The following is a 26,694-nucleotide window of genomic DNA, read 5'->3' on the forward strand; positions in this document are numbered from 1 at the left end:
CTGGAGAGAGGACACCCCATGTATATGCTCGAAATGCGTTCGGTCGCCAAGGTCTTCCGCACCGAACAGGTGGAAACCCACGCGTTGCGCTCGCTGGAACTGCAGGTCAAGGAAGGCGAGTTCGTCGCGGTCACAGGTCCGTCCGGTTCCGGCAAGACCACCTTCCTCAACATCGCCGGCCTGCTGGAAACCTTCACCAGCGGCACCTACATGCTGGACGGGCAGGATGTGAGCACGCTGGGCGATGACGCCCGCAGCCGCCTGCGCAACCAGAAGATCGGCTTCATCTTCCAGGGCTTCAACCTGATCCCCGACCTGAAACTGTTCGACAACGTCGACGTGCCGCTGCGCTACCGCAAGATGAGCACCAACGAGCGCCGCGAACGCATCGAGAAGGCGCTGACCCAGGTCGGCCTGGGCTCGCGCATGAAGCACTACCCGAATGAGCTGTCCGGCGGCCAGCAGCAGCGCGCGGCCATCGCACGCGCCCTGGCCGGCAGTCCGCGCCTGCTGCTGGCCGACGAACCGACCGGCAACCTGGACACGCAGATGGCGCGCGGCGTGATGGAACTGCTGGAGGAGATCAACGCCGCCGGCACCACCATCGTAATGGTCACCCACGACCCGGAACTGGCCGCGCGTGCGCAGCGCAACGTGCACATCGTCGATGGCCAGGTCACCGACCTGGTGCGCGAGCCGGTGCTGGCCACGCCGCGCCACATCGTCGCCGTCAACGAGTGAGGGCCCGGCCATGTTCGCCTACTACGCCCGACTGGCGGTACGCAGCTTCCGCCGCAACAAGGTCCTGACCGCGCTGATGGTGGTGGCCATCGCGCTCGGCATCGGTGCCTCGATGACCACGTTGACCGTGTTTCACGTGCTGTCCGGCGACCCGATTCCCGGCAAGAGCGACCGTCTGTTCTACGTGCAGCTCGATGCCGCGACCGGCGCCTATGTCGCGGGCGAGGAACCGGAAACCCAGTTGACCCGCTTCGACGGTGAAGCCCTGCTGCGCGAGGCCAAGGGCGAGCGCCAGGCGCTGATGAGCGGCGGTGGCGGCACCATCGAACCGGACAACAGCACCCTCAAGCCCTTCAGCATCGACACCCGCTGGACCTCGGCCGATTTCTTCCCGATGTTCGAGGTGCCCATGCAGTACGGCCGCCCCTGGACGCGCGAAGACGATGAAGGCCGCGCACGCGTGGTGGTCATCTCCAAGGCGCTCAACGACAAGCTGTACCAGGGCGCCAACAGCGTGGGCCGCGACCTGCGCATGGAAGGCCAGAGTTACCGCATTGTCGGCGTGATGAAGGAATGGAGCCCGGAGCCACACTTCTACGACCTGACCACCGGCAGCTACGGCAAGAACGAGGACCTGCTGCTGCCGATCTCCACCTCGTTCGACCTGAAGCTGGGCAGCAACGGCAACATGAACTGCTTCGGCGAGAATCCCGATGGCAACAGCTACTCGCTCAACGCACCCTGCGCGTGGCTGCAGTACTGGGTGGAGATGGACCCGGCCAAGGCCGCCGACTACCGCCGCTACCTGGAGAACTATTCGAGCCAGCAGCGCCAGGCCGGCCGCTTCAAGCACCCGCCGAACGTGCGCCTGCGCACCGTGATGGAATGGCTGGACTTCAACGGCGCGGTGCCCAGCGACGTGCGCCTGCAGCTGTGGCTGGCACTGGGTTTCCTGGGTGTCTGCCTGGTCAACACGGTGGGCCTGCTGCTGGCCAAGTTCCTGCGCCGCAGTGGAGAGATCGGCGTGCGCCGCGCACTCGGTGCCAGCCGTGGCCAGATCTTCCTGCAGTGCCTGGTGGAAGCCGGCGCGGTCGGCGTGGTCGGGGGCGTGCTGGGCATCGGCCTGGCCCTGCTCGGCCTGTTCGCGGTGCGCCAGCAACCGGTGGAGTACGCAAAGCTGGCCCACCTGGACGGCAACATGCTGCTGCTCGCGCTGGGCCTGACCCTGTTCGCCAGCCTTGCCGCCGGTTTCCTGCCTGCCTGGCGCGCCATGCAGGTCACTCCGGCCATCCAGCTCAAGTCGCAGTAAGCAACCGAACGAGGACTCCCATGGACATCCGCCCCATCCTCAGCACGCTGCGCCGGCACAAGACTGCCGCTGCCCTGATCGTGCTGGAAGTCGCACTGACCTGCGCCATCGTCTGCAACGCGCTGTTCCTGGTCAGCCAGCGCGTGGAGAAGATCAGCATGCCCAGCGGCATCGCCGAGAACGAACTGGTGATGCTCCGCGTCAGCGGCATCGGCAAGCAGACCGATGCCATGTCCCGCACCCGTGAGGACCTGGCGTCATTGCGTGCGCTTCCCGGCGTCAGCAACGTCACCATCATCAACCAGGTGCCTTTCCGCAACGGCTCGTCCAGCAGCAGCATCTCGCGGGAGATCGACCAGGAACGGCCGACCACCAATGCTTCGATGTACACCCTGTCCGAGAACGGGCTGGCCACGATGGGCATCAACCTGATCGCCGGCCGCGATTTCCTGCCCGGCGAGTACCAGAACTTCGAAGACGCCAGCAAGGGGGGCGCCAAGCAAAACGCCATCCCGGTCATCCTCACCCAGGCCACCGCCGCCAAGATGGAACCCAACGGCAGCGCGCTGGGCAAGACCTACTACATGGGCAAGCAGCCGCTGCATGTGGTCGGCATCGTCGACACGCTCAGCACGCCCAACGGCTGGAATGACAACTGGACGAACTCCATGCTGCTGCCCATGCGGCGCACCTTCGACGAGGGTGGCACCTATGTGCTGCGCACTTCGCCGGAACGCCGCCAGGAGGTGCTTGATGCGGGGGCTGCTGTACTGGAGCGCAACGACCCCAACCGGCTGATGCGCGACAAGCTGACCTATGAAGACCAGCGCAAGGACTTCTTCAAGAACGACCGCGCGATGGTTGGCCTGCTGATCACCGTCAGCGTCTCGCTGCTGGTGGTCACCGCACTGGGCATCATCGGCCTGGCCAGCTTCTGGGTGCAGCAGCGCAGCAAGCAGATCGGCATTCGCCGCGCACTCGGTGCCACCCGCGGGCAGATCCTGCGCTACTTCCAGACCGAGAACTTCCTGCTGGCCTCGCTGGGCATCGTGCTGGGCATGCTGGCGGCCTACGCGATCAATCTGGCACTGATGAACCTGTACGAGCTGCCACGCATGCCCCTGTACTACCTGCCGCTGGGCGCGCTGCTGCTGTGGGTGCTGGGCCAGGTCGCGGTGTTCGGGCCGGCCCGGCGCGCGGCAGCGGTCCCGCCCGCAGTTGCCACGCGGGGCGCGTGAGATGCGTGCCTGCCGGATGCTGTTGATGGCACTGCTGCCACTGCCGGCGCTGGCCGGCGGTGGCAGCTCGCAGACGCTGGAATGGCGCCAGGATGATGCCCGCCTGGCGCTGCGCTCGACCGAGGGCCAGGTACGGGTGGAAGCCGCGCGTCCGGAAGCCCGCTTCGGCGTGCGCAGCGGCGACCGCATCCTGCGCCTGGACGATACGGCTGTGCGGCGGATCGAGCATCTTGCCGATGCGCTGCGGCATTCCAGTGCCCCGACTGCGTACCTGTTGCTGCGCCGCGACAAACGCGAGCTCACCGTCCCGGTGGACGCCACCTCGTGGCGGCTGGCGCTGGTCGCTCCGCCATCGCCGCCACCGCCGGCACCACCGCCGCCACCAGCGCGGCGCTGAAACCAGCCCGCCCTCGTCGCCACGGCTTTGGCTATGCTTGATGGGTGGCGCCGGGCTCTCCCGGCGTATGGATACGAACACGGCTCCACCGGCGCCGCCCATCCCTTTCTGCAGAACTGCTTGATGCCTTCGATCCTGATCATCGACGACAATGCCAGCGTGGGCACCGCGCTGGACGTGCTGTTCTCCCTGCATGACATCGACACCCTGCAGGCGCAGAGCCCGGCCGAAGGGCTGGCCCTGCTCGAGTCGCAGCCGGTCGACCTGGTGATCCAGGACATGAATTTCAGCGAGGACACCACCTCCGGCGAAGAAGGCGAAGACCTGTTCGCACAGATCCGCGCGCGCCACCCGGACCTGCCGGTGATCCTGCTCACCGCCTGGACCCACCTGAGCAGTGCGGTGGACCTGGTCAAGGCCGGTGCCGCCGACTACCTGGCCAAGCCCTGGGACGACCGCAAGCTGCTGACCACGGTCAACAACCTGCTCGAGCTGTCCGAGGCGCGGCGCGAGCTGGACCGTCGCCGCAGCCGTGAGCTGCGGCAGCGCAACGCGCTGGAAGAGAAGTACAAGCTCTGTGGCGCGGTCTTTGCAGATCCGGCCAGCGAGCGCATCATCGCGCTGGCCTGCCAGGTCGCGCGCTCCGAACTGCCGGTGCTGATCACCGGCCCCAACGGGGCTGGCAAGGAGAAGATCGCGCAGATCATCCAGGCCAATTCACTGGTGGCCAAGGGCCCGTTCATCACGGTCAACTGCGGCGCCCTGCCCTCGGAACTGATCGAGGCCGAACTGTTCGGTGCCGAAGCCGGCGCATATACCGGCGCCAACAAGGCACGCGAGGGCAAGTTCGAAGCCGCCGACGGCGGCACGCTGTTCCTGGATGAGATCGGCAACCTGTCGCTGGGCGGCCAGATGAAGCTCCTGCGTGTGCTGGAAACTGGGCGCTTCGAGCGTCTTGGCTCCAATCGCGAGCGCCAGGTCAAAGTCCGCGTGGTCAGTGCGACCAATGCCGACCTGCCGGCGATGATCCGCGACGGCACCTTCCGCGAAGACCTGTACTACCGCCTCAATACGGTGGAACTGGTACTGCCACCATTGGCCGAGCGCCCGGGCGACATCGTGCCCCTGGCCGAGCGCTTCCTGACTGCCGGCAAGCCACTTTCCAGCGCCGCCACCGCGGCCCTGCAACGGCACCCCTGGCCCGGCAACGTGCGCGAACTGCGCAACGTGATCCAGCGGGCCGAGCTGCTGGCGACCGGCAACCGCATCGAAGTGGCCGACCTGAACCTGCCGCGTGCCGCACCTGCTCCGCGACCTGCACCCAGTGCCGGCAATGATCCTGACCGTGCGCGCATCGAGGATGTGCTGGCGCGCAACCACGGCGTCATCGCCCAGGCCGCCGCCGAACTCGGCCTGAGCCGCCAGGCACTGTACCGGCGCATGGACCGGCACGGCATCCCACGCGAATGAAGCGCCGCTCGTTCACCTTCCGCCTGTTCCTGCGCCTGCTGCCGGTGCTGGCGCTGGCCGCCGCGTTGCCGTGGCTGCTGGCCTACTGGATGGACCACGGCTGGGTAGTGACCACGGTGTCGGCGCTGATCCTGCTGTCGCTGATGTGGTGGACCCTGCGCCGTGCCACCGCGCCGGTACGCTCATTGATGCGCGCCTTGGCCGGCACCACCAGCAGCTACCGCGACGGCGAGTACAACTTCGGTGTGTACTGGCCGGGCAACGACGAACTGGGCGACCTGGTGCAGGCGCACCGCGAACTGGGCGACGTGCTGCGCGAGCAGCGGCAGGGCCTGGTGCAGCGCGAACTGCTGCTGGACACCATGGTGCAGAACACCCCGGTGGCGATGCTGCTGATTGCTTCCGGCGGCGATGGCATCGCCCGCGTGGTGTTCTCCAACCTGGCCGCGCGCAAGCTGCTGCATGGCGGCTGGAAGCTGGAAGGCCAGCGCCTGGAAGAGGTGCTGGAACAGGTGCCGGTGGAGCTGCGCGATGCCATCGCCCGTGGCGGCGACAGCCTGTTCGCGGTGCATGCGGAAGGCGAAGACAGCGACGAGGACGACGAACAGGTCTATCACCTCTCACGCCGATCATTCCAGCTCAACGGCCGCCCGCACGACCTGTTGCTGGTACGCCTGCTCACCGCCGAACTGCGCCGCCAGGAAGTGCAGACGTGGAAGAAGGTGATCCGGGTGATCAGCCACGAGCTCAACAACTCGCTGGCACCGATCGCCTCGCTGGCCCATTCCGGCGGCGTGCTGGTACAACGCGAGCGCTTCGATCGGCTGCCGGAGATCTTCACCACCATCGAAGACCGCGCGCGCCACCTGGAAGGATTCATCCGTGGCTATGCGCGCTTCGCCAAGCTGCCGCAACCGCAACTGCAGACCGTGCACTGGGCGCCCTTCCTGTCCAGCCTGCGCCAGCAGATTCCGTTCGGCATGGAACGTGAACCGGACGAGGAACTGAGCAGCCGGATCGACATCGCGCAGTTCGGGCAGGCGCTGTTGAACCTGCTGAAGAACGCGCATGAAGCCGGCGCCGAAGCCGATCCGCCCAATGATGACGTGCAGGTGCAGCTGACGCGGTTGCCGCAATGGCTGCGCCTGGATGTGCTGGATCGTGGCAAGGGCATGAACGAGCAGGTGCTGCAGAACGCGCTGATGCCGTTCTATTCGACCAAGCGCAACGGTACCGGGTTGGGACTGGCACTGACCCGCGAGATCGTGGAGGCGCACGGTGGGCGGGTGTCGCTGCAGAACCGCGGTGATGGCGGGCTGTGCGTGTCGATCCTGTTGCCGGTGGGGTGAGCGGGCCGATCGGGTAGATCCACGCCATGCGTGGATGTGCCGACCAGGGTCGGCACCTACCAGACCCGCCGCATCGCCACCCGCAGGTGCATCGGAAACCCGAGCGCAGCCTCTTCGGCCATGACGGCGCGCAGGCCATCGTTCCACTCCGCCTCCGGCACTTCAACGAATCCTTCGCTGGCGTAGAAGGCTGCATTCCACGGCACATCGCTCAAGGTGGTCAGCACCGCTGCAGCAAAGCCGGTGGCCCTGGCCTGCGCCAAGGCATGCCGCAGCAATGCACGGCCATGGCCACGACGCGCGTGCGCTGGATCCACATCCATCTGCAGGACATGGAACTCGCCTGCCAGATCGCCGGCCAGCAGGTAGCCGGCAATGCCGCCGCCGGCGCCATCCACCACCCAGAGCTGTCCACGCTCACGGCCTTCCTGCAGCGTCGGCAGGTCCAGGCCGTGGCCGGCAAAGACCGGATAGGCCTCGTGGCCCCTGAGCAGTTCACCGGCACGCTGTTCGATCGCCGGCAGCACAGCCAGCTCATCGGTGCGCGGAACCCGTGGCTCAGGACTTCTTGACCGGGCGCTTCCAGCCATCGATGGTTTCCTGGCGTGAACGTGCCAGCGTCAGCTTGCCGTCCGGCGCGGTGCGGGTGATGACCGACCCGGCAGCGATGGTCGCGCCCTCGCCGATGGTGACCGGCGCCACCAGCGAGCTGTTGGAGCCGATGAAGGCGTTGTCGCCGATGGTGGTGGTCGACTTGTTCACCCCATCGTAGTTGCAGGTGATGGTGCCGGCACCGATGTTCACCTTGCTGCCGATCACCGCGTCACCCAGGTAGGTGAGATGGTTCGCCTTGCTGCCGACGCCGAGGGTGACCTTCTTGGTTTCGACGAAGTTGCCGACGTGTACGCCATCGGCCAGCACGGTACCCGGCCGCAAGCGTGCGAACGGGCCGATCTGCGCAGCACCTTCGGTCACCACGCCTTCCAGGTCGCAATGCGCGCGCACTTCGGTGCCGGGCCCCAGGTTGACGTCCTTCAGCCGGTTGAACGGACCCACGGTAACGCCGTCACCGAGCACGACGTTGCCTTCAAGAACAACGTCGACATCGATCAGCACATCGCTGCCCACGGTGACGGTGCCACGGATATCCAGGCGTGCCGGGTCGCGCACGCGCGCGCCCTGACCGCACAGTGCACGCACCGCACGGCGCTGCCAGGCGCGTTCCAGCTGCGACAGCTGCCACGGATCATTCGCGCCCTCAGCCTCCTGTGCATCGGCGACCAGGGCCATCTCGGCCGGGGTGTACTCATGCGCGGCGAACGCGAACACATCGGTAAGGTAGTACTCGCCCTGCGCATTGCTGTTGGACAGCTGCGACAACCAGCGGCGCAGCGCGGTCGACTCTGCGGCGATGATGCCGGTGTTGATCGTGCGCACGCGCAGCTGGTCGTCGGTGGCGTCCTTCTGCTCGACGATGGAGCCCACCTTGCCCTCTGCATCGCGCAGCACCCGGCCGTAACCGGTCGGGTCATCGACATCGGCCACCAGCACTGCCAGCCGCCCCGGCTGCGCCAGCAGGTCGCGCAGGGTCTGCGCACGGATCAGCGGCACATCGCCATACAGCACCAGCACCTGCGCGGCATCGGGCACCTGCGGCATTGCCTGCGCCACTGCGTGGCCGGTACCGAGCTGCTGGGCCTGTTCTGCCCACTGCAGGTCGGGCTGGCCGGCGAAGTACTGACGCACCGCCTCGCCACCATGGCCGTAGACCACGTGGATGGCCGCCGGCTGCAGCTCGCGGGCCGCATCGATCACGTGCGCCAGCATCGGCTGGCCGGCGATCGGCTGCAGCACCTTCGGCAGCACCGACTTCATGCGCTTGCCGGCGCCGGCGGCGAGGATGATGACGTGCAGGGCTTGGGTCATGGGAGCAGCAGTCCGTAGTTCGTTGCCGGTGATTCTAGAGCGTGGGCCGTTAACATGGGCATCCCTCCTCCTTCACCATGCCGATGAGCCTGCTCCGCCAAGGAGGCACCTACCTCGTGATCGGGCTCGTGCAGCTGCTGGTCGATTGGCTGGTGTTCGTGGTCGCCACCGCGCTGGGCATGCCGGTCGCGCCGGCCAACATCGCCGGTCGCCTGGCCGGCATGCTGCTGGGCTTCTGGCTCAACGGCCGCTACACCTTTGCCGAGGCCGGTGCCGGCAAGCTGGGATGGAAGCGCTTCGCACGCTTCTTCGGGCTGTGGCTGCTGCTGACGGCAGCGAGCACGCTGCTGGTCAGCCTGGTCGACCACGCGCTGGGCCTGCAGTACACGTGGCTGGCCAAGCCGCTGGTGGAAGGCGGGCTGGCGTGCGTGTCGTTCCTGTTGATGCGCCATGTGGTGTATCGCTGAGACGGCGGGATTCGGGATCCGGGATGCCGAATCGGGATCGGGATCGGGATCGGTAGAGTCGACTGTCGGTCGACTGCTCTTCCTCGATGCCGCGAAAATCCCGCGCTGCGCGCGATAGTCGAGTGACAGTCGACTCTACCCAGTCGGCGCTGCCCCGCCAGCACAAACAAAAACGCCGGCACTGGGCCGGCGTTCTCGTGGGTGCAGCGCGAACCTCAGTGCTTGAGATTCTTGCGCAGGCGTTCCAGGGCCTGCAGCTGGACGACGGCTTCAGCCAGCTTCTGCTGGGCTTCGGCCACTTCCATCGCTTCGCCGCGGTTGGCCAGGATGCGTTCGGCTTCTTCCTTGGCCTTGCGGACCGAGGCTTCGTCGATGTCCTGCGCGCGGATCGCGGTGTCGGCCAGCACGGTCACCACCTGCGGCTGCACTTCCAGGATACCGCCGGAAATGGCGAAATCCAGCTGCTCGCCGTTCGGCGTGGTCACCACCACCTTGCCCGGCTTCAGGCGGGTGATCAGCGGCGCGTGCTTGGGCGCGATGCCCAGTTCGCCCAGCTCACCGGTGGCCACGACCAGGGTCGCTTCGCCACGGAAGATTTCCTGCTCGGCGCTGACGATGTCGCAACGGATCGTGCTCATGCAAATCTCTTCGCTGTTCGCGGTGGCGCAATGCCACCGTGGGGGTCCACCGGCGCGGGCGGTTGCCCGGCGCCGGCGTCAGGTCGGGCAGGATCGCTCCCGCCCGTCCCGGATCAGGCCTTCTCGGCCATCTTCTTGGCCTTCTCGACCGCTTCTTCGATGCCGCCGACCATGTAGAACGCCTGCTCCGGCAGGTGGTCGTACTCGCCATCGACGATGGCCTTGAAGCCACGGATGGTGTCCTTCAGCGGCACGTACTTGCCCGGCGAACCGGTGAACACTTCGGCCACGTGGAACGGCTGGCTGAAGAAGCGCTCGATCTTACGGGCGCGCGACACGGCCTGCTTGTCCTCTTCGGACAGTTCGTCCATGCCCAGGATCGCGATGATGTCCTTCAGTTCCTTGTACTTCTGCAGGGTCTGCTGGACGCGCTGGGCGGTGTCGTAGTGCTCGTGGCCGATGACCAGCGGGTCCATCTGGCGGCTGGTGGAGTCCAGCGGATCGACGGCCGGGTAGATACCCAGCGAGGCGATCGAACGCGACAGGGTGACGGTCGAGTCCAGGTGGGCGAAGGTGGTCGCCGGCGACGGGTCGGTCAGGTCGTCCGCGGGAACGTAGACGGCCTGGATCGAGGTGATCGAACCGTTCTTGGTCGAGGTGATGCGCTCCTGCAGGACGCCCATTTCCTCGGCCAGGGTCGGCTGGTAACCCACGGCGGACGGCATGCGGCCCAGCAGTGCCGACACTTCGGTACCGGCCAGGGTGTAGCGGTAGATGTTGTCGACGAACAACAGGACGTCCTTGCCCTTGCCGTTTTCGTCCTTCTCGTCGCGGAAGTACTCGGCCATGGTCAGGCCGGTCAGCGCGACGCGCAGGCGGTTGCCCGGCGGCTCGTTCATCTGGCCGTACACCATCGCCACCTTGTCCAGGACGTTGGAGTCCTTCATTTCGTGGTAGAAGTCGTTGCCCTCACGGGTACGCTCACCCACGCCGGCGAACACGGACAGGCCGCTGTGCGCCTTGGCGATGTTGTTGATCAGCTCCATCATGTTGACGGTCTTGCCGACGCCGGCGCCGCCGAACAGGCCGACCTTGCCGCCCTTGGCGAACGGGCACATCAGGTCGATGACCTTGATGCCGGTTTCCAGCAGCTCGGTGGCCGGGGACTGGTCTTCATACGACGGCGCAGCGCGGTGGATTTCCCAGTTGTCGCTGGCAGCGACCGGGCCGGCTTCGTCGATCGGACGGCCCAGCACGTCCATGATGCGGCCCAGGGTGCCGGCGCCGACCGGCACCGAGATGCCGCGGCCGGTGTTGACGGCAACCAGGTTGCGCTTCAGGCCGTCGGTGGAACCGAGGGCGATGGTACGCACCACGCCGTCGCCCAGCTGCTGCTGGACTTCGAGGGTGATCTCGGTGTTTTCCACCTTCAGTGCGTCGTACACCTTCGGCACCGATTCACGCGGGAATTCGACGTCGACGACCGCGCCGATGATCTGAACGATCTTGCCCTGACTCATTGCTGCATCCTCTAATGTGTGCTTTGAACGAACGCGGTCAGACTGCTGCCGCGCCGCCGACGATTTCGGAGATTTCCTGGGTGATCGCTGCCTGGCGCGCCTTGTTGTAGACGAGCTGCAGGGTGCCGATCAGCTTGTTGGCGTTGTCGCTCGCCGCCTTCATCGCAACCATGCGTGCGGCATGCTCGGAGGCGACGTTTTCCAGCAGTGCCTGGTACACCAGCGACTCGATGTAACGCGTCATCACGTGCTCGAGCACGGTCGCGGCATCGGGTTCGTACAGGTAATCCCAGTCGTGGTGAGCGACCTGCTTCTCAGCCGGCGGCAGCGGCAGCAGCTGATCGAAGCTGGCCTTCTGCACCATGGTGTTCACGAAGCGGTTGTAGACCAGGTACACGCGGTCGATCTTGCCTTCGGTGAAGGCGTCGAGCATGACCTTGATCACACCGATCAGCGATTCCAGCTTCGGCACGTCGCCGATGTGGGTCACGCTGCCGACCATGTTGACCTTCACGCGGCGGAAGAAGGTCGAAGCCTTCTGGCCGATGGTCACCAGGTCCACTTCGGCACCCTTGTCCTGCCATGCCTTGGCTTCGCCCAGCATCTTGCGGAACAGGTTGTTGTTCAGGCCGCCGGCCAGACCGCGATCGGAGGAGATCACGATGAAACCGACCCGCTTGACCTGCTCGCGCTCGACCAGGAACGGATGCTGGTAGTCGGTGCTGGCCTGGGCCAGATGACCGATCACCTGCTTCATCGCCTGCGCGTACGGACGCGAGGTCTTCATCCGATCCTGCGCCTTGCGGATCTTGGAGGCCGAGACCATTTCCAGGGCGCGCGTCACCTTGCGGGTGTTCTGCACGCTCTTGATCTTGGTTTTGATTTCGCGTCCGCTTGCCATCTCTTGTTTCCCGTGGCGCGGGGCTGATGCCCCGCGTTGTTCAACCGTTTGTCATCTGGTCCAGCGGAGCCGGAGGCTCCGCTCTACAGGACCGCGATTACCAGCTGCCGGTGGTCTTGAACTCGGCGATGCCCTTCTTGAAGGCACCTTCGATGTCGTTGTCCCAACCGCCGGTGGCGTTGACCTTGCTGATCAGCTCGCCCTGGGTGTTGGCGAAGTGGGCGTGCAGGCCTTCTTCGAACGCCAGCAGCTTGTTGACCGGCACGTCGTCGAGGTAACCCTCGTTGACGGCGTAGATCGACAGCGCCTGGTTGGCGATCGACATCGGCGCGTACTGCTTCTGCTTCATCAGCTCGGTGACGCGCTGGCCACGCTCCAGCTGCTTGCGGGTCGCTTCGTCCAGGTCCGAGGCGAACTGCGCGAAGGCAGCCAGCTCACGGTACTGGGCCAGCGAGATACGGATACCGCCCGACAGCTTCTTGATGATCTTGGTCTGGGCCGAGCCACCGACGCGCGACACCGAGATACCGGCGTTCACGGCCGGGCGGATGCCGGCGTTGAACAGGTCGGTTTCCAGGAAGATCTGGCCGTCGGTGATCGAGATCACGTTGGTCGGAACGAACGCGGACACGTCGCCGGCCTGGGTTTCGATGATCGGCAGCGCGGTCAGCGAACCGGTCTTGCCGGTGACCTTGCCTTCGGTGAACTTCTCGACGTACTCCTCGGACACGCGGGCAGCGCGCTCGAGCAGACGGGAGTGCAGGTAGAACACGTCACCCGGGTAGGCTTCGCGGCCCGGCGGACGCTTCAGCAGCAGCGAGATCTGGCGGTAGGCGACGGCCTGCTTGGACAGATCGTCGTACACGATCAGCGCGTCTTCGCCGCGGTCCATGAAGTACTCACCCATGGTGCAGCCCGAGTAGGCGCTGATGTACTGCATGGCAGCCGATTCGGAAGCGGTCGCGGCCACCACGATGGTGTGGGCCAGCGCGCCGTTCTCTTCCAGCTTGCGCACGATGTTGGCGATGGTCGACGCCTTCTGGCCGATCGCAACGTACACGCACTTGATGCCGGTGCCCTTCTGGTTGATCACCGCATCGATCGCCATGGCGGTCTTGCCGGTCTGGCGGTCACCGATGATCAGCTCGCGCTGGCCACGGCCGATCGGGATCATCGAGTCGACCGACTTGTAACCGGTCTGCACCGGCTGGTCGACCGACTTGCGCCAGATCACGCCCGGAGCAACGCGCTCCACCGGAGCGGTCAGGTCGGTGCCCAGCGGGCCCTTGCCGTCGATCGGCTCGCCCAGCGCGTTCACGACGCGGCCCAGCAGTTCCGGACCGACCGGCACTTCCAGGATGCGACCGGTGGTCTTGGCGACGTCGCCTTCGCGCAGGTGCTCGTAGTCACCCAGGACCACGGCGCCGACCGAGTCGCGCTCCAGGTTCAGGGCCAGTGCGAAGGTGTTGTTCGGCAGTTCGATCATTTCGCCCTGCATCACGTCGGCCAGACCGAAGATGCGCACGATGCCGTCGGACACGCTGGTCACGGTGCCTTCGTTGCGCGATTCCGCGGCCAGCTTGACCTTCTCGATGCGGTTCTTGATCAGTTCGCTGATTTCGGAGGGGTTGAGCGTGGTTGCCATCGTCAAGTCCTAGTGCCGGCAGCGGGGCCGGACGTTAAATGAATTCAGTTAGCGAGCGCGGTCTGCAGACGGGCCAGCTTGCCCTTCAGCGAACCATCGATGACCACGTCGCCGGCGTCGATCACGGCGCCGCCGATCAGCGAGGCATCGACCGCGGTGGTCACGTCGACCTCGCGGTTGAAGCGCTTGCGCAGCGCGACCTTGATCGCGTCCAGTTCACCGGCCGACAGTTCGGCCGCCGAGGTGACGGTGGCCTTGACCACGTGCTCGGCTTCGGCGCGCAGGGCGTCGAACATGCCGGAGATTTCCGGCAGCAGCGGCAGGCGATGCGATTCGGCCAGGATGGCCAGGAAGCGCGAGTAGGTCTCGCCGTGGGACACCGGCGCCAGCAGGGCGACGGCGTCGTCACGACCCAGCTCCGGGTTGGCGAGCAGGGCCGCCACGCGCGGGTCGGCGGCGACGTGGGCGGAGAACGCCAGGGCGTCCGACCACGGCGCGAACGCGCCTTCGTCGCGCGCGGTCGCGAACGCGGCGCGGGCGTACGGGCGGGCAAGCGTGAGGGCCTGGCTCATCCTTAGATCTCCGAGGCCAGCTCGTCGAGCAGCGCCTTGTGGGCGTTGGCGTCGATTTCGCGCTTGAGCAGCTTTTCGGCACCGGTCACGGCCAGCGCGGACACCTGCTTGCGCAGATCTTCACGGGCACGGTTGGCGGCGGCGTCGATTTCAGCCTGGGCCAGTTCCTTCTGACGGGTGGCTTCGGTGATCGCTTCGTTGCGGGCAGCATCAACGATCTGGTTGGCACGCGCATGGGCCTGATCGATGATCTCGTTGGCCTTGGTGCGGGCTTCCTTCAGCGCTTCGTTGACCTTCTCCTGCGCCTGGGCCAGATCTTTCTGGCTGCGGTCGGCAGCAGCGAGGCCTTCAGCAATCTTCTGCTGGCGCTCTTCGATCGCGTTCATCAGCGGCGGCCAGATCTTGGTCGCGATGATCCAGATCAGACCAGCGAAGGCCAGCGCCTGCGCAAGAAGGGTGAAATTGATATTCATGGTTAGCTCGATCGCTGGTTTCGGGGTGGACGCGCCGCCGAAGCGGCACATCCGGCCTTCATCCGAAACCGGGTGCATCAGCACCCGGTCGTCTCAAACCGCTGTATCAGCCGGCCAGAGCCTTGGTGACGGCGCCAGCGAAGGCAGCCGACAGCGGGTTGGCGAAGGCCAGCAGCAGGCCAACGGCGACCGAGATGATGAACGCGGCGTCGATCAGGCCGGCGGTGATGAACATGCGGACCTGCAGGACCGGGATCAGTTCCGGCTGGCGGGCGGCCGACTCCAGGAACTTACCAGCCATGATGGCCAGACCCAGACCGGCGCCCAGCGCGGCCAGGCCGATCATGATGCCGACGGCAAGGGCGGTGGAGCTCTGAATCTGCGCGAAGTTGGTCAGGACGGCGAAGTACATGGTTATCTCCAGGAACTTAAGTTGCTAAGGGTGATGAAACGGATGAAGGTTGAAACGCGTTGAAGCTTGAAACTCAGTGAGCGTCTTCCGACAGGCTCAGGTACACGATCGACAGCATCATGAAGATGAAGGCCTGCAGCGGGATCACCAGCAGGTGGAACAGCATCCAGCCGAGGCCGAACACACCACCGGCAATGGCACCGAAGAAACCGGCACCACCCAGCACCCAGATCAGCAGGAACACGATTTCGCCGCCGAACATGTTGCCGAACAGTCGCATCGCCAGCGAGATCGGCTTGCTCAGCCACTCGACGATGTTGAGGATCAGGTTGAACGGCATCATCCACTTGCCGAACGGCGCCGTCAGGAATTCCTTGATGAAACCGCCCAGGCCCTTGGACTTGAGCGCGAAGAACAGCATCAGGAAGAACACGCTGATGGCCATGCCCAGGGTGGCATTGACGTCAGCGGTCGGCACCGGCTTCCAATAGTGCACGCCCGCCCATTCCAGCGGCTTGGCGATGAAATCGGCCGGGATCATCTTCAGCAGATTCATCAGCAGAATCCAGAAGAAGATGGTGATGGCAATCGGCGTGACCAGCTTGCTCTTGCCGTGGTAGGTGTCCTTGGCCTGGCGGTCGACGAACTCCAGGCAGATCTCGACGAAGGCCTGCCACTTGCCCGGCACGCCGGCGGTGGCCTTGCGGGTCCCCAGCCAGAACGCGACAACGATCACCAGGCCCATCAGGACCGCAGTGAGGAAGGTATCGACGTGGATATGCCAGAACATACCCTCACCCTTGCCGACCGGCGCGGTCAGGTTGTGCAGGTGATGCTGGATGTAGCTGGTAGGGGTTAGAGCCTCGCCCGCCATGTGTCCGGAACCTTCAGTTAATTGAATTCTGTCAACGCCTGGCCATGGCCAGGACCTGGAACATCAAGCCGACGGCGATACCGGCCAACAGCGCCAATGCAGGCAGCTTGAAGACCAGGAACCCCACCAGCAGGACGCCGAAAACCACGACCCACTTGGCCACGATCGCAATGATCAGGCGAGCCATCGCCGATCCTGCAGCCACCGCACCACCCCCCAGCGCCATCCTTGCCGCCACCCAGCCACCGGCCGAAATGGCCACACCGGACGCCAGCGCGCCGAGGGCATATTTCGGACCGACCAGCAGGAAGGCCAGGGCCAGGACAGCGACCGCGGCCAGCGGGTAGACCGCGGCGCGCAGCATCAGTCGCCGACCCGCATCAACGGAGTTCAGCACAGGACGTCCCGCGTGGTTGCAAGTGGAAGGCTGAGGCGGCTACAGCAGGGGGGCCTCATCGAGCCGCCAAATTATAGCAATGGGACAATTTGCGAGACAACCGCTGCCTGTTCATCCCCGGAAGCCGCAAGTTGCGGTAACGGTTACATTTTTGTGTACCACCCGGGGGACAATGACGTCCGCATGATGCTGCACCGCAGTATTGAACTTTGGTCGCAGGCGAGGAACTTTCGCCGGATGCGCGGGTCCGATCTTTCGACCTGCCTGCAGCATCCTCGTCGGCTCCACCCCGCAGGTCCCACGATGGCCCCGAAGCCCGTCTCCGGGGCCATCTTTTTGCATCGTCGCGACAGCACTGAACCGTGCACATGCCGTGGACCATACGTTCACGGATGGTGGACGGGCCTGTCCGGCACAGTGGTCTTCATTCTGATGAACCACTGCAAGGACTCTTCGATGCGCCCCGTACCCACCCTGCTCGCTCTCTCCCTGCTCGCCGCCGGCGCCTCGTTCGCCACCGCCGCCCACGCCGCCGAAGGCGACGACCGCTTTGCCCTGCGCCTGGGTGCGATGAACATCGACTCGGACAACACGCTCCGCGGCAAGACCAATGTCGCCGGCCAGGACATCGGCTTCTCCGAGGACTTCAAGCTGGGTGGCAAGGAGTGGGAGCCGCGCATTGACGGCATGTTCCGCATCAGCAACCGCCAGCGCCTGCTGTTCAACTATTTCAAGTACGACAAGGATCGCCGCGAGACCCTCGGCCAGGACATCTCCTTCGGTGACGTCAACGTGCCGTCCGGCAGCTTCGTCAAGGGCGAACTGAAGTACCAGGTGGCCAGCCTGGTCTATGACTACTCGGTGGTGGACACCGATACGTTCGACCTCGGCCTGCAGCTGGGTGCCGAGTACGCCAAGGTCAGCACCAAGGCCTACGCCGATCTGGGCACCGTGTACGAAGGCCAGTTCCTCAACGAGAAGACCGACGGCGTGGCGCCGGTGGTCGGTGCGCGATTGAGCTTCACCCCGTCCGAGAAGTGGATGATCACCCTGCAGGGCCAGTACCTCAACACGCGCTGGGGCAGCTTCGATGACTACAAGGGCGATCTGAGCCGCGCCAACGCCATCGTCGATTACCGCTTCACCAAGAACTTCGGTGTGTTCGCCGGCTACGACTGGTTCAAGCTCGATGCGGACAAGAAGGGCAGCGACGGCACCATCGGCCTGAAGCAGGAATTCAAGGGCCCGGTGGCCGGCGTCAGCTTCGTGTTCTGATCCCTCGTCCCTTCCACGCTCTCTCTCTCCTGGCGCGGCCTCCGGAACATCGGGGCCGCGCTTTTTTGTGGCATCGTCGAGCAGAGAAGCAGGTTGGTCGAGCGCGGGGGGAGAGGGGTTTGCGTGCGAATGTCCCCCGGCGCCGGCCTGCGGCCGTCACCTCCTCCTTTACTTCGCACGCAAGCTCCTCTCCCCCCGCGTGTCAGGCATCCGGGCGGCTTTGGCACTGGCTCTTACTATCCGCAAGCCGAGCCGCTGCGCGGGTGGCAGGCGTTTGGACAAAGTAAAGGAGGAGGCGACCGCCACAGGCGGGCGACGGGGGACATTTGTCCAAATGCCTGCCACCCGCGCTGCGGCCCGAACGCTCGCAATGAGAGTGATCGAGGCTCAACAAAAAAACCCCGGCAAATGCCGGGGCTTTTCATTTGGAACGGCGCAGGCGCCTTACTTCTTCTTCGGCATGTACAGATCGGTGATCGTGCCGTCGTAGATTTCCGAGGCCATCGCCACCGATTCGCTCAGCGTCGGGTGCGCATGGATGGTGTGGCCGATGTCTTCGGCTTCGGCACCCATCTCGATCGCCAGGCCGATCTCGGCCAGCAGGTCACCGGCATGCACGCCGACGATCGCGCCGCCGATGATGCGGTGGGTCTCCTCATCGAAGATCAGCTTGGTGAAGCCCTCGGTGCGACCGATGCCGATCGCGCGGCCACTGGCGGCCCACGGGAACTTGGCCACGCCGACCTTCAGGCCCTTGGCCTTGGCTTCGGTCTCGGTGACGCCGACCCAGGCGATTTCCGGGTTGGTGTAGGCCACCGACGGAATCACCCGGGCCACCCACTCCTTCTTGTGGCCAGCGGCCACTTCGGCGGCCAGCTTGCCTTCGTGCGTGGCCTTGTGGGCCAGCATCGGGTTGCCGACGATGTCGCCGATGGCAAAGATGTGCGGCACGTTGGTGCGCATCTGGCGGTCGACCGGGATGAAGCCTCGCTCGGTGACCTGCACGCCGGCCTTCTCGGCATCGATCTTCTTGCCGTTCGGCGAACGCCCGACGGCCACCAGCACACGGTCGAACGTGCCTTGCGCCAGCGCCGGCGACTGGCCTTCCTCGGCCGCTTCGAAGGTCACGGTGATGCCCTTGGCATCGGCGGTGACGCCGGACGCCTTGGTCTTCAGGTGCACGTCGATGCCCTGCTTCTTCAGGCGGTCGGCCAGCGGCTTGACCAGGTCCTTGTCGGCGCCCGGCATCAGCTGGTCCATGAACTCGACCACGGTGACCTTGCTGCCCAGCGCGCTGTACACGGTGGCCATTTCCAGGCCGATGATGCCGCCGCCGACGACCAGCAGCGAGCCCGGCACTTCGGCCAGCTCCAGCGCGTCGGTGGAATCCATCACGCGCTTGTCGTCCCACGGGAAGTTCGGCAGCTTCACCGCCTGCGAACCAGCGGCGATGATGCACTTCTGGAAGCGCAGCAGCTGGGTGCTGCCGTCTGCGGCGGTGATCTCCAGTTCGTTGGCAGAGATGAACCTGCCGACGCCCTGCACGTTGCGGACCTTGCGCTGCTTGGCCATGCCGGCCAGGCCCTTGGTCAGCTGGTTGACAACCTTTTCCTTGTACTGGCGCAGCTTGTCCAGGGTGATGGTCGGCTTGCCGAACTCGACGCCGAAATCGCCGGCGTGGGCCACTTCGTCGATGACCGCGGCGGCGTGCAGCAGCGCCTTGGACGGAATGCAACCGACGTTGAGGCAGACGCCGCCGAGGCTGGCGTAGCGCTCGACCAGCACCGTATCCAGGCCGACGTCGGCGGCGCGGAAGGCGGCGGTGTAGCCGCCCGGGCCGGAGCCCAGCACGACCATTTCGCATTCGATGTCGGCCGGCTTGCCACTGGACAGCGCCGGCTTCGGTGCCACCGGCTCGGCCGGGGCGCGGTGCGAGGGGGTCACCGGCGGCTTGCTGGCCGGAGCGGCCGCAGCCGGAGCCGGCGCAGCGGCCTTGGCCGGGGCATCGGCGGCGCCTTCAGCGTCCAGCACCACGACCACGGCGCCTTCGGACAGGGTGTCGCCCAGCTTGACCTTGATTTCCTTGACCACGCCGGCCGCCGAGGACGGCACTTCCAGGGTGGCCTTGTCCGACTCCAGGGTCACCAGGCCCTGGTCCTTCTTCACCGTGTCGCCGACGGCGACCAACACTTCGATCACCGGCACATCGCTGTAATCGCCGATGTCGGGAACCTTGACTTCAATCGTGGCCATGGTGGTTTTCCTTGTGCCCGGCCGGCATGGCCGGCGGGCTGTCACTGCATCTGTTCACGCGGCCGCGCCAGGGGCAGCGGCCGCACGGTGGGGGCGAAGCGATGCCTTACAGCAGCACGCGGCGCATGTCGGCCAGCACCTGCGACAGGTACGTGGTGAAGCGTGCGGCCAGGGCGCCGTCGATGACGCGGTGGTCGTAGCTCAGCGACAGCGGCAGCATCAGCTTCGGCGCGAATTCCTTGCCATTCCAGACCGGCTGGATGGAGGACTTGGACACGCCCAGGATGGCCACTTCCGGCGCATTGACGATCGGAGTGAACGCGGTGCCGCCAATGCCGCCCAGCGAGCTGATCGAGAAGCAGCCGCCGCTCATGTCGGCCGGGCCCAGCTTGCCGTCGCGCGCCTTCTTGGCCAGCTCGCCGGTTTCCTGCGCGATCTGCACCACGCCCTTCTTGTCCACGTCGCGGATGACCGGCACGACCAGGCCGTTCGGCGTATCGGCGGCAAAACCGATGTGGAAGTACTTCTTCAGGGTCAGGTTTTCACCGCTGGCATCGAGCGAGGCGTTGAATTCCGGGAACTTCTTCAGCGCCGCGGCGCTGGCCTTGATCAGGAAGGCGAGCATGGTCAGCTTGATGCCGGCCTTCTCGTTCTCCTTGTTCAGTGCCACGCGCAGGCCTTCCAGGTCGGTGATGTCGGCCTGTTCGAACTGGGTGACGTGCGGGATCATCGCCCAGTTGCGGGCCAGGTTCGCGCCGGAGATCTTCTTGATGCGCGACAGCGGCTGGACTTCGGTCTCGCCGAACTTGCTGAAGTCGACCTTCGGCCACGGCAGCAGGTTCAGGCCACCACCGGCAGCGACGGCAGCACCACCGGCAGCCGGCGCGCCACCGCTCAGCGCGGCCTTGACGAACTTCTGCACGTCAGCCTTGGTGATGCGGCCGCCCTTCTCGGTGCCGTTGATCTGCAGCAGGTCCACGCCGAGCTCGCGGGCGAACACGCGCACCGCCGGGGTGGCGTACGGCACCTTGGCCGGCAGCACGCCATCGGCGTTGAACTGTACCGGCGGGCTGGACGGGGTGCCGGCCGAGGCGATCTCACGGGCCGCCAGCTTGTCCGGCTGCGCCGGCACAGCGACCGGCTCGACCTTGGTGGCGGTTTCGGCGGCGGCCGGGGCAGCAGCAGCGGCGGCCTTGCTCGGGGCCGGCGCCGCAGCACCCTCGGCCTCGATGATGGCGACCACGGCACCCTGCGACAGGGTGTCGCCCACCTTGACCTTCAGTTCCTTGACCACGCCAGCGACCGAGGACGGCACTTCCATGGTCGCCTTGTCGCTTTCCAGCGTCACCAGGCCCTGGTCCTTCTTGACCGTGTCGCCCACGGCGACCAGCACTTCGATGACCGGGATGTCGGTGTAATCGCCGATGTCCGGCACCAGCGCTTCCACTGCGCCACCGCTGGCGGCCGCAGCGGCCGGCGCAGCAGCGGCCGGGGCCGGCGCGCTCTGGGTGGCGGCAGCCGGGGCAGCGGACTTGGCCGGTGCCGGTGCGGCGGCGGCCGGCGCGGCGGCTTCGCCTTCGGCCACTTCGATCAGCGCCACGACCTTGCCTTCGGACAGGCTGTCGCCCACCTTGACCTTCAGTTCCTTGACCACGCCTGCCACCGAGGACGGCACTTCCATGGTCGCCTTGTCGCTTTCCAGCGTCACCAGGCCCTGGTCCTTCTTGACCGTGTCGCCGACGGCGACAAGCACCTCGATTACCGGGATATCGCTGTAGTCACCGATATCGGGGACAAGTGCTTCCTTGATTTCGGCCATGGGGATAACTCCGGCAATCTGGTGTAGGGAAACGTCTATTGTGCGGCCAGCGGGGTCCAGCGCCAACCGTTACAGGTGTTTTCAGTACGCACGCAGCCGGGACAGGCTGTTGCCCACGGGTCCCGGCCGCGACCAGTCGGTAGCGTATTGTCCGGACGATGTCCGCTTCATGTCGCCAGTGCGTCTGCAACCGGCTGCCAGGCCTGGCGCAGGCGCGGCAACGACCACGCCGCATTGGCCGGGCTGGTCGAGGGCAATGCAACCACCTGTGGCGGGGCCTCCAGCCGCGGCAGCACCCAGCGCTGGAACGCCTGCCACGATGCACCGCCATTGCAGCCGATCAGCGTCAGCTCAGGCAACGTGGCGATCAGTTCCGGCAGTGCATTGGCCACTTCCGTGCCACGCACGATGTCCGCATCCAGGCTGCCTCGACGCTCGCAGCGACCGATCACATCCCACAGACCGATGCCCGCGGCATTCAATGCCTGCAGCCGCGCGGCGTAGGCCAGATCCGCGTCGAAACCACAGATGTCGGCCATCAGCGGCCAGAAGCGGTTGCGCGGATGGGCGTAATAGCGCTGCTCCTGCAGAGACGCCACGCCCGGCATCGAGCCCAGCAGCAGCACCCGGCACTCCACGTTCACCTGCGCTTGCAGGCCGATGCACAACGTTGCTGCGCTCACATCTTCTCCAACTGCATGAATGTCCCCGGGAGCCAAAAACCCCATGAATAAAGGCGTTCCGTACCCGTCGCTGAACAAGGAAAACTATTTTTTAACGTGCGTCGGATTCGATTCATGTTGGGGCGACTACGGTGTGCTCGCCCCGCAACCGGGGGCCCAAAACAAGAAACATTAGGAGATACCCCCATGCGCTCCATCCGTATCCTGAGTCTCGCCCTGCTGACCTCCGCCGCCTTCGCGCCGGCTGCTTTCGCCCAGGACAGCAGCAGCACCGACACCGCGTCGGGCAAGCATTTTGCCGTTGTTGGCGGCATCTCGCTGCTGGAACCGAAGAACGACCCGATCTCCGGCGTGAAGAAGACCGATGGTGGTCCGGCGCCGACCGTCAGCTTCAGCTACTACATCAACGACAACTGGGCCGTTGAACTGTGGGGCGCCGCTGACAAGTTCGACAACAAGTTCAAGGGCCCGAACAACGCCCGCCTGGGCTCGGTCGAGCAGCAGCCGGTCGCGCTGAGCGGCCAGTACCACTTCGGCCAGGCTGACAACGTGTTCCGTCCGTTCGTGGGCGTCGGCTACTACCAGTCGAGCTTCAGCAACGAGAAGCTGGGCAACGGCGCTGACACCGACATCCGCTTCAAGGATGCCAAGGGCGTGATCGGCACCGTCGGCGTCGACATGAACATCAACTCCACCTGGTTCGCCCGTGCCGACGCCCGCTACATGCGCGCCCGCCCGGACATCAAGGTGGGCGGCGAGAAGATCGGCGAAGCCAAGATGGATCCGTGGACCGTCGGCTTCGGCATCGGCGCCCGCTTCTGATCCAGGCAGCACCTGCTTCACTGATGCAACGCGACGGGCCCTTCGGGGCCCGTCGTCGTTTCCGTCGCCGGCGTTCTGTAGAGTCGAGCCAAGCCCCCTATCCCGAGTCGAGCGGCGGGCTCCGCGCGCATTGCGATGCGTGACGTTCAATGGCGCCCACGGTCAATGGTGGCGCGGCTCGGCTCTACACAAACAGGGTGCGAAGGCGCGATGGAGGAAGTCGACCTGCTGGTGATCGGTGGCGGCATCAACGGTGCCGGCATCGCCCGTGACGCCAGCGGCCGCGGCCTGCGCGTGCTGCTGTGCGAGCAGCACGACCTGGCCGCGCATACCTCCAGTGCCAGCAGCAAGCTGATCCACGGCGGCCTGCGCTACCTGGAACAGGGCGAGCTCGGGCTGGTGCGCAAGGCGCTGGGCGAACGAGAGGTGGTACGCCGGCTGGCGCCCCATCTGGTCCATCCATTGCGCTTCGTGCTGCCGTGGCAGCCCCATCTGCGCCCGCGCTGGATGCTACGCGTGGGACTGTGGCTGTATGACCACCTGGACCGTCGCAGCCCGGCATTTCCCGCCTCGCGCGCCCTGGACCTTCAGCGCGATCCGCTCGGCCCCTGGCTCTCCCCGGATCTACGGCAGGCCTTCAGCTACGCCGACGCGCAGGTCGATGACGCGCGACTGGTGCTGCTCAACGCCCTGGATGCCGCGCAGCGGGGCGCACAGGTGCGTGTGCGCACCCGCTGCATCGACCTGCAGCCCTTGCAGGGCCGGTGGCAGGCCGTGCTGGAATCCGCTGATGGCCAGCAGCAGGTGACCGCGCGCGCCGTCGCCAATGCGGCGGGGCCGTGGGCCGGCGACCTGCTGGAACGGATGGAGGCACGCAGCGGCGGCTCCGCGCTGCGGCTGGTACAAGGCAGCCACATCGTCCTGCGCCGGCCCTGGCCCGATGACAGCGCGTGCCTGCTGCAGCAACCCGATGGACGCGTGGTGTTCCTGCTGCCCTTCGCCCATGACCACCTGCTGGTTGGCACCACCGACACCGACTATCGCGGCGACCCGGCGCGCTGCAGCGTGCTGCCTTCAGAGGTGGCGTACCTGTGCGAAGCGGCCAATCGCTACCTGCATGAACCCATCGCGCCGGAAGATGTGGTCTGGCAGTTCGCCGGTGTCCGCCCGCTGCTGGCTGATCCCGATCCGCGCGCGGCAAGACTCAGCCGCGATTACCGCCTGCAGCTGCAGGTGGACCCGGCACCGGCACTGCATGTGCTGGGCGGCAAGCTGACCACCTACCGGGTGCTGGCCGAGGAAGCGCTGGAGCTGCTGCGGCCCGCCCTGCCGCAGATGGGAGCGGCGTGGACAGCAAACGGAGACCCGCTGCCAGGCAGCGACTGGGGCGACGCCGCGCAGGCGGGCGCGCATCTGCAGGTATCGGCACCATGGTTGCCCGCAGGTATCGCGCGACGCTGGGCCGGGGCCTATGGCAGTCGCAGTGCGGAACTGCTGCAGGGGGTACGGGGCCTGCACGATCTTGGCGAGGGGTTTGGCGGCGGTCTGCATGCCCGGGAAGTGGCCTTTCTACGCGAGCATGAGTGGGCGCGCACGGCCGAGGACGTGCTGTGGCGAAGGAGCAAGCTGGGGTTGCGGCTGGACGCTGCGCAGGTGACACGGCTGCAGGCGTGGATGGAGCGATCCACCGCGTAGGGCCGAGCCATGCTCGGCCGCATTGTGCAGCTGCAAGCGGGTATGGCCCGACGGTTTCCGCGTACAGCAGCCGAGCACGGCTCGGCTCTACAGAAAGCTGAGGTACGTTACCCTGACCGTTCTACCGGAGACGCTGCATGACGCCCCGCTACGTGCTGGCCATCGACCAGGGCACCACCAGTTCGCGCGCGATCCTGTTCGACCGTGCCGGCGACATCATCGGCAGCGCGCAGCGCGAGTTTGCACAGATCTTCCCGCAACCCGGCTGGGTCGAGCATGACCCGCGCGAGATCCTCACCAGCGTCTATGCCACGCTGACCGAACTGCTCAGCCGCGGGCAGATCGACCCGCGTCATATCGCCGCACTGGGCATCACCAACCAGCGCGAAACCACCGTGGTCTGGGACCGTGCGACCGGCCAGCCGATCCACAACGCCATCGTCTGGCAATCGCGGCAGAGCCACGCCATCTGTGAACGACTGAAGTCCGAAGGCCATGAAGCGCTGATCCGCGAGCGGACCGGCCTGCTGATCGATGCCTATTTCTCTGCGACCAAGGTCCGCTGGATCCTCGACCACGTGGAAGGTGCGCAGCAGCGCGCCGAACGTGGCGAGCTGCTGTTTGGCACCATCGACAGTTGGTTGGTGTGGAACCTCAGCGGTGGCCAGGCGCATGTGACCGACTACAGCAACGCGGCGCGCACGCTGTTGTTCAACATCCACACGCTGGACTGGGATGACGATCTGCTGGCCCTGCTCGACATCCCGCGCGCGATGCTGCCGCAGGTGCGCGACTCCAGTGCGGTGTACGCACACACCCGGCCGCAGTTCTTCTTCGACCACCCGATCCCGATCGCCGGCATCGCCGGTGACCAGCAGGCGGCACTGTTCGGCCAGGCCTGTTTCCAGCCGGGCATGGTCAAGAACACCTATGGCACCGGTTGCTTCATGTTGATGCATACCGGCGCGCAGGCGGTGCGGTCGCGCAACGGCCTGCTGACCACCATTGCCTGGGGCCTGGACGGGCGCGTGGAGTATGCGCTGGAAGGGTCGATCTTCATCGCCGGCTCGGTGGTGCAGTGGCTGCGCGACGGACTGCGCATGATCGAACGTGCCAGCGACAGCCAGGCACTGGCCGCGCAGGTGCCCGACAGCGGCGGCGCCTATCTGGTGCCGGCGTTTGTCGGCCTGGGTGCGCCCTATTGGCGCAGTGATGTGCGCGGTGCGATGTTTGGATTGACCCGTGGCACGCGCAAGGCGCACTTCGTGCGCGCCGCGCTGGAAGCGATGGCCTACCAGACCCGCGACGTGCTCGATGCAATGCAGTCCGATGCAGGTATCGCGCTGACCGAACTGCGCGCCGATGGCGGTGCGATCGGCAACGACTTCCTGGCCAGCTTCCAGGCAGACATCCTCGGTGTGCCGCTGCTGCGGCCGCGGTTGACCGAAACCACCGCGCTCGGTGCGGCTTATCTGGCCGGCCTGGCCGTCGGGTTCTGGTCCAGCCGCGAACAGATCGCTGCACAGTGGGGCCTGGACCGGCGCTTCGAGCCACAGATGGAGGTGCCACGGCGCGAGAAGCTGTATGCGGGATGGCAGCAGGCGGTTGCCGCCACCCTCGCCTTCCACGTCGATTGAAACTGCAATGCCCTGCCCTGCTGCGGCACGTGGAGTGACACTGTAGAGCCGAGATCCTATGTTCGTGGTCAAGCCTGCTGGAAGCAGGTTTGACCCACTTTCAGCATGGCCGGGTCAAAGTCCCGGCCGCTCTTGAAGACGCCCCAAGCGATCCTGGCCAGCTTTCTGGCGAGAATGTTGA

Annotated in this window: 25 protein-coding genes and 1 pseudogene; 11 read left to right on the plus strand and 15 right to left on the minus strand. The window is 65.9% G+C overall.

Annotated features, from left to right (window positions below; all coding sequences use genetic code 11):
• The first annotated feature begins 18 nt into the window (after nucleotides 1-18).
• The 6 genes from AC5P66_RS12820 (at nucleotide 19) to AC5P66_RS12845 (ending at nucleotide 6,504) form a co-directional block, all read left to right on the plus strand.
• The gene (locus AC5P66_RS12820) at nucleotides 19-741 is read left to right on the plus strand and encodes an ABC transporter ATP-binding protein (protein WP_495216398.1); all 723 of its coding nucleotides are present in this window, start codon (nucleotides 19-21) and stop codon (nucleotides 739-741) included.
• Nucleotides 742-751: 10 nt separating this feature from the next.
• A complete protein-coding gene (locus AC5P66_RS12825) occupies nucleotides 752-2,050 on the plus strand; it encodes an ABC transporter permease (RefSeq protein ID WP_005419489.1) in 1,299 nt (432 codons plus the stop codon).
• A 20-nt stretch (nucleotides 2,051-2,070) separates the two neighbouring features.
• The gene (locus AC5P66_RS12830; protein ID WP_049411099.1) at nucleotides 2,071-3,288 is read left to right on the plus strand and encodes an ABC transporter permease; all 1,218 of its coding nucleotides are present in this window, start codon (nucleotides 2,071-2,073) and stop codon (nucleotides 3,286-3,288) included.
• A gap of 16 nt (nucleotides 3,289-3,304) precedes the next feature.
• On the plus strand, nucleotides 3,305-3,685 hold the full coding sequence (locus tag AC5P66_RS12835; protein WP_192839722.1) for a PDZ domain-containing protein: 381 nt from the start codon (nucleotides 3,305-3,307) through the stop codon (nucleotides 3,683-3,685).
• Between the two features lie 123 nt (nucleotides 3,686-3,808).
• Nucleotides 3,809-5,155 (plus strand): sigma-54-dependent transcriptional regulator, encoded by a 1,347-nt coding sequence (locus tag AC5P66_RS12840; protein WP_495216399.1) that lies wholly within the window; start codon nucleotides 3,809-3,811, stop codon nucleotides 5,153-5,155.
• Nucleotides 5,152-6,504, plus strand: coding sequence for a sensor histidine kinase (locus tag AC5P66_RS12845; RefSeq protein ID WP_049411108.1), 1,353 nt, complete (start codon nucleotides 5,152-5,154; stop codon nucleotides 6,502-6,504). The genes AC5P66_RS12840 and AC5P66_RS12845 overlap by 4 nt, the downstream gene beginning before the upstream one ends.
• A 56-nt stretch (nucleotides 6,505-6,560) precedes the next feature.
• Here AC5P66_RS12845 and AC5P66_RS12850 read toward each other — a convergent pair whose 3' ends face one another.
• Both AC5P66_RS12850 and glmU read right to left on the minus strand, forming a co-directional pair.
• Nucleotides 6,561-7,094, minus strand: a complete 534-nt coding sequence (locus tag AC5P66_RS12850) for a GNAT family N-acetyltransferase (RefSeq protein WP_049411111.1) — start codon at nucleotides 7,092-7,094, stop codon at nucleotides 6,561-6,563.
• Nucleotides 7,063-8,430 carry a bifunctional UDP-N-acetylglucosamine diphosphorylase/glucosamine-1-phosphate N-acetyltransferase GlmU gene (gene glmU, locus AC5P66_RS12855; protein WP_495216401.1) on the minus strand — a complete coding sequence of 456 codons (1,368 nt, stop codon included), beginning with the start codon at nucleotides 8,428-8,430 and terminating at the stop codon, nucleotides 7,063-7,065. Before glmU ends, AC5P66_RS12850 begins: the two co-directional genes overlap by 32 nt.
• Nucleotides 8,431-8,513: 83 nt before the next feature.
• On the opposite strand from glmU, the gene AC5P66_RS12860 reads away from it, so the two are divergent.
• The gene (locus AC5P66_RS12860; protein ID WP_111096765.1) at nucleotides 8,514-8,897 is read left to right on the plus strand and encodes a GtrA family protein; all 384 of its coding nucleotides are present in this window, start codon (nucleotides 8,514-8,516) and stop codon (nucleotides 8,895-8,897) included.
• Nucleotides 8,898-9,112: 215 nt separating this feature from the next.
• Here the strand turns inward: AC5P66_RS12860 and AC5P66_RS12865 are convergent, their stop codons facing one another.
• The 9 genes from AC5P66_RS12865 to AC5P66_RS12905 form a co-directional block, all read right to left on the minus strand.
• A complete protein-coding gene (locus AC5P66_RS12865; RefSeq protein ID WP_005419509.1) occupies nucleotides 9,113-9,535 on the minus strand; it encodes a F0F1 ATP synthase subunit epsilon in 423 nt (140 codons plus the stop codon).
• A gap of 113 nt (nucleotides 9,536-9,648) precedes the next feature.
• Nucleotides 9,649-11,055 carry a F0F1 ATP synthase subunit beta gene (gene atpD, locus AC5P66_RS12870; protein WP_005419510.1) on the minus strand — a complete coding sequence of 469 codons (1,407 nt, stop codon included), beginning with the start codon at nucleotides 11,053-11,055 and terminating at the stop codon, nucleotides 9,649-9,651.
• A gap of 37 nt (nucleotides 11,056-11,092) precedes the next feature.
• Nucleotides 11,093-11,956, minus strand: coding sequence for a F0F1 ATP synthase subunit gamma (gene atpG / locus AC5P66_RS12875; protein WP_005411129.1), 864 nt, complete (start codon nucleotides 11,954-11,956; stop codon nucleotides 11,093-11,095).
• Nucleotides 11,957-12,053: 97 nt separating this feature from the next.
• Entirely contained in the window at nucleotides 12,054-13,601 is a 1,548-nt protein-coding gene (gene atpA, locus AC5P66_RS12880; RefSeq protein WP_005419511.1) for a F0F1 ATP synthase subunit alpha, read from the minus strand.
• A gap of 44 nt (nucleotides 13,602-13,645) precedes the next feature.
• Nucleotides 13,646-14,173: a F0F1 ATP synthase subunit delta gene (locus tag AC5P66_RS12885; RefSeq protein ID WP_005411131.1), complete on the minus strand. Its 528-nt coding sequence runs from the start codon at nucleotides 14,171-14,173 to the stop codon at nucleotides 13,646-13,648.
• A 2-nt stretch (nucleotides 14,174-14,175) separates the two neighbouring features.
• Nucleotides 14,176-14,646: a F0F1 ATP synthase subunit B gene (locus tag AC5P66_RS12890; RefSeq protein ID WP_005419512.1), complete on the minus strand. Its 471-nt coding sequence runs from the start codon at nucleotides 14,644-14,646 to the stop codon at nucleotides 14,176-14,178.
• Between the two features lie 106 nt (nucleotides 14,647-14,752).
• Nucleotides 14,753-15,058: a F0F1 ATP synthase subunit C gene (atpE, locus tag AC5P66_RS12895; RefSeq protein ID WP_005411133.1), complete on the minus strand. Its 306-nt coding sequence runs from the start codon at nucleotides 15,056-15,058 to the stop codon at nucleotides 14,753-14,755.
• A gap of 73 nt (nucleotides 15,059-15,131) precedes the next feature.
• Nucleotides 15,132-15,932, minus strand: coding sequence for a F0F1 ATP synthase subunit A (gene atpB, locus AC5P66_RS12900; protein WP_005411134.1), 801 nt, complete (start codon nucleotides 15,930-15,932; stop codon nucleotides 15,132-15,134).
• A gap of 31 nt (nucleotides 15,933-15,963) precedes the next feature.
• On the minus strand, nucleotides 15,964-16,329 hold the full coding sequence (locus tag AC5P66_RS12905; protein WP_014648497.1) for a hypothetical protein: 366 nt from the start codon (nucleotides 16,327-16,329) through the stop codon (nucleotides 15,964-15,966).
• Between the two features lie 456 nt (nucleotides 16,330-16,785).
• On the opposite strand from AC5P66_RS12905, the gene AC5P66_RS12910 reads away from it, so the two are divergent.
• Entirely contained in the window at nucleotides 16,786-17,604 is an 819-nt protein-coding gene (locus AC5P66_RS12910; RefSeq protein ID WP_010481314.1) for a hypothetical protein, read from the plus strand.
• Nucleotides 17,605-18,048: 444 nt separating this feature from the next.
• Here AC5P66_RS12910 and lpdA read toward each other — a convergent pair whose 3' ends face one another.
• The 3 genes from lpdA to AC5P66_RS12925 all read right to left on the minus strand — a co-directional run bounded on the left by lpdA (nucleotide 18,049) and on the right by AC5P66_RS12925 (nucleotide 22,359).
• Nucleotides 18,049-19,857: a dihydrolipoyl dehydrogenase gene (gene lpdA, locus AC5P66_RS12915; protein WP_099495706.1), complete on the minus strand. Its 1,809-nt coding sequence runs from the start codon at nucleotides 19,855-19,857 to the stop codon at nucleotides 18,049-18,051.
• A 106-nt stretch (nucleotides 19,858-19,963) separates the two neighbouring features.
• Nucleotides 19,964-21,676 carry a dihydrolipoyllysine-residue acetyltransferase gene (aceF, locus tag AC5P66_RS12920; RefSeq protein WP_099495705.1) on the minus strand — a complete coding sequence of 571 codons (1,713 nt, stop codon included), beginning with the start codon at nucleotides 21,674-21,676 and terminating at the stop codon, nucleotides 19,964-19,966.
• Nucleotides 21,677-21,843: 167 nt separating this feature from the next.
• Nucleotides 21,844-22,359 carry a DNA-deoxyinosine glycosylase gene (locus tag AC5P66_RS12925; protein ID WP_049413246.1) on the minus strand — a complete coding sequence of 172 codons (516 nt, stop codon included), beginning with the start codon at nucleotides 22,357-22,359 and terminating at the stop codon, nucleotides 21,844-21,846.
• Nucleotides 22,360-22,545: 186 nt separating this feature from the next.
• Here AC5P66_RS12925 and AC5P66_RS12930 point away from each other — a divergent pair, with 186 nt between their 5' ends.
• From AC5P66_RS12930 to glpK, 3 genes are all read left to right on the plus strand, one after another.
• Entirely contained in the window at nucleotides 22,546-23,181 is a 636-nt protein-coding gene (locus tag AC5P66_RS12930; RefSeq protein ID WP_005419535.1) for an OmpW/AlkL family protein, read from the plus strand.
• A gap of 210 nt (nucleotides 23,182-23,391) precedes the next feature.
• Nucleotides 23,392-24,876 (plus strand): glycerol-3-phosphate dehydrogenase, encoded by a 1,485-nt coding sequence (gene glpD, locus AC5P66_RS12935; protein WP_099495704.1) that lies wholly within the window; start codon nucleotides 23,392-23,394, stop codon nucleotides 24,874-24,876.
• 137 nt (nucleotides 24,877-25,013) lie between these two features.
• Nucleotides 25,014-26,513, plus strand: coding sequence for a glycerol kinase GlpK (gene glpK / locus AC5P66_RS12940; protein WP_099495703.1), 1,500 nt, complete (start codon nucleotides 25,014-25,016; stop codon nucleotides 26,511-26,513).
• Nucleotides 26,514-26,581: 68 nt separating this feature from the next.
• Here the strand turns inward: glpK and AC5P66_RS12945 are convergent.
• Nucleotides 26,582-26,694: pseudogene (locus tag AC5P66_RS12945) on the minus strand (IS110 family transposase); the annotation flags it as partial.

The sequence above is a fragment of the Stenotrophomonas sp. YJH_SMC_122 genome (assembly GCF_059369535.1).

Bases quoted from the DNA above. Each gene is read 5' to 3' on its own strand.
- AC5P66_RS12835 (WP_192839722.1), top strand. From the start codon at position 3,305: ATGCTGTTGATGGCACTGCTGCCACTGCCGGCGCTGGCCGGCGGTGGC.
- AC5P66_RS12850 (WP_049411111.1), bottom strand. From the start codon at position 7,094: ATGGCTGGAAGCGCCCGGTCAAGAAGTCCTGAGCCACGGGTTCCGCGC.
- atpA (WP_005419511.1), bottom strand. From the start codon at position 13,601: ATGGCAACCACGCTCAACCCCTCCGAAATCAGCGAACTGATCAAGAAC.
- glpD (WP_099495704.1), top strand. From the start codon at position 23,392: ATGGAGGAAGTCGACCTGCTGGTGATCGGTGGCGGCATCAACGGTGCC.
- AC5P66_RS12840 (WP_495216399.1), top strand. From the start codon at position 3,809: ATGCCTTCGATCCTGATCATCGACGACAATGCCAGCGTGGGCACCGCG.
- AC5P66_RS12820 (WP_495216398.1), top strand. From the start codon at position 19: ATGTATATGCTCGAAATGCGTTCGGTCGCCAAGGTCTTCCGCACCGAA.
- AC5P66_RS12845 (WP_049411108.1), top strand. From the start codon at position 5,152: ATGAAGCGCCGCTCGTTCACCTTCCGCCTGTTCCTGCGCCTGCTGCCG.
- AC5P66_RS12910 (WP_010481314.1), top strand. From the start codon at position 16,786: ATGCGCCCCGTACCCACCCTGCTCGCTCTCTCCCTGCTCGCCGCCGGC.
- aceF (WP_099495705.1), bottom strand. From the start codon at position 21,676: ATGGCCGAAATCAAGGAAGCACTTGTCCCCGATATCGGTGACTACAGC.
- AC5P66_RS12885 (WP_005411131.1), bottom strand. From the start codon at position 14,173: ATGAGCCAGGCCCTCACGCTTGCCCGCCCGTACGCCCGCGCCGCGTTC.
- glmU (WP_495216401.1), bottom strand. From the start codon at position 8,430: ATGACCCAAGCCCTGCACGTCATCATCCTCGCCGCCGGCGCCGGCAAG.
- glpK (WP_099495703.1), top strand. From the start codon at position 25,014: ATGACGCCCCGCTACGTGCTGGCCATCGACCAGGGCACCACCAGTTCG.
- atpB (WP_005411134.1), bottom strand. From the start codon at position 15,932: ATGGCGGGCGAGGCTCTAACCCCTACCAGCTACATCCAGCATCACCTG.
- atpE (WP_005411133.1), bottom strand. From the start codon at position 15,058: ATGTACTTCGCCGTCCTGACCAACTTCGCGCAGATTCAGAGCTCCACC.
- AC5P66_RS12865 (WP_005419509.1), bottom strand. From the start codon at position 9,535: ATGAGCACGATCCGTTGCGACATCGTCAGCGCCGAGCAGGAAATCTTC.
- AC5P66_RS12825 (WP_005419489.1), top strand. From the start codon at position 752: ATGTTCGCCTACTACGCCCGACTGGCGGTACGCAGCTTCCGCCGCAAC.
- lpdA (WP_099495706.1), bottom strand. From the start codon at position 19,857: ATGGCCACGATTGAAGTCAAGGTTCCCGACATCGGCGATTACAGCGAT.
- atpG (WP_005411129.1), bottom strand. From the start codon at position 11,956: ATGGCAAGCGGACGCGAAATCAAAACCAAGATCAAGAGCGTGCAGAAC.
- AC5P66_RS12830 (WP_049411099.1), top strand. From the start codon at position 2,071: ATGGACATCCGCCCCATCCTCAGCACGCTGCGCCGGCACAAGACTGCC.
- atpD (WP_005419510.1), bottom strand. From the start codon at position 11,055: ATGAGTCAGGGCAAGATCGTTCAGATCATCGGCGCGGTCGTCGACGTC.
- AC5P66_RS12930 (WP_005419535.1), top strand. From the start codon at position 22,546: ATGCGCTCCATCCGTATCCTGAGTCTCGCCCTGCTGACCTCCGCCGCC.
- AC5P66_RS12890 (WP_005419512.1), bottom strand. From the start codon at position 14,646: ATGAATATCAATTTCACCCTTCTTGCGCAGGCGCTGGCCTTCGCTGGT.
- AC5P66_RS12860 (WP_111096765.1), top strand. From the start codon at position 8,514: ATGAGCCTGCTCCGCCAAGGAGGCACCTACCTCGTGATCGGGCTCGTG.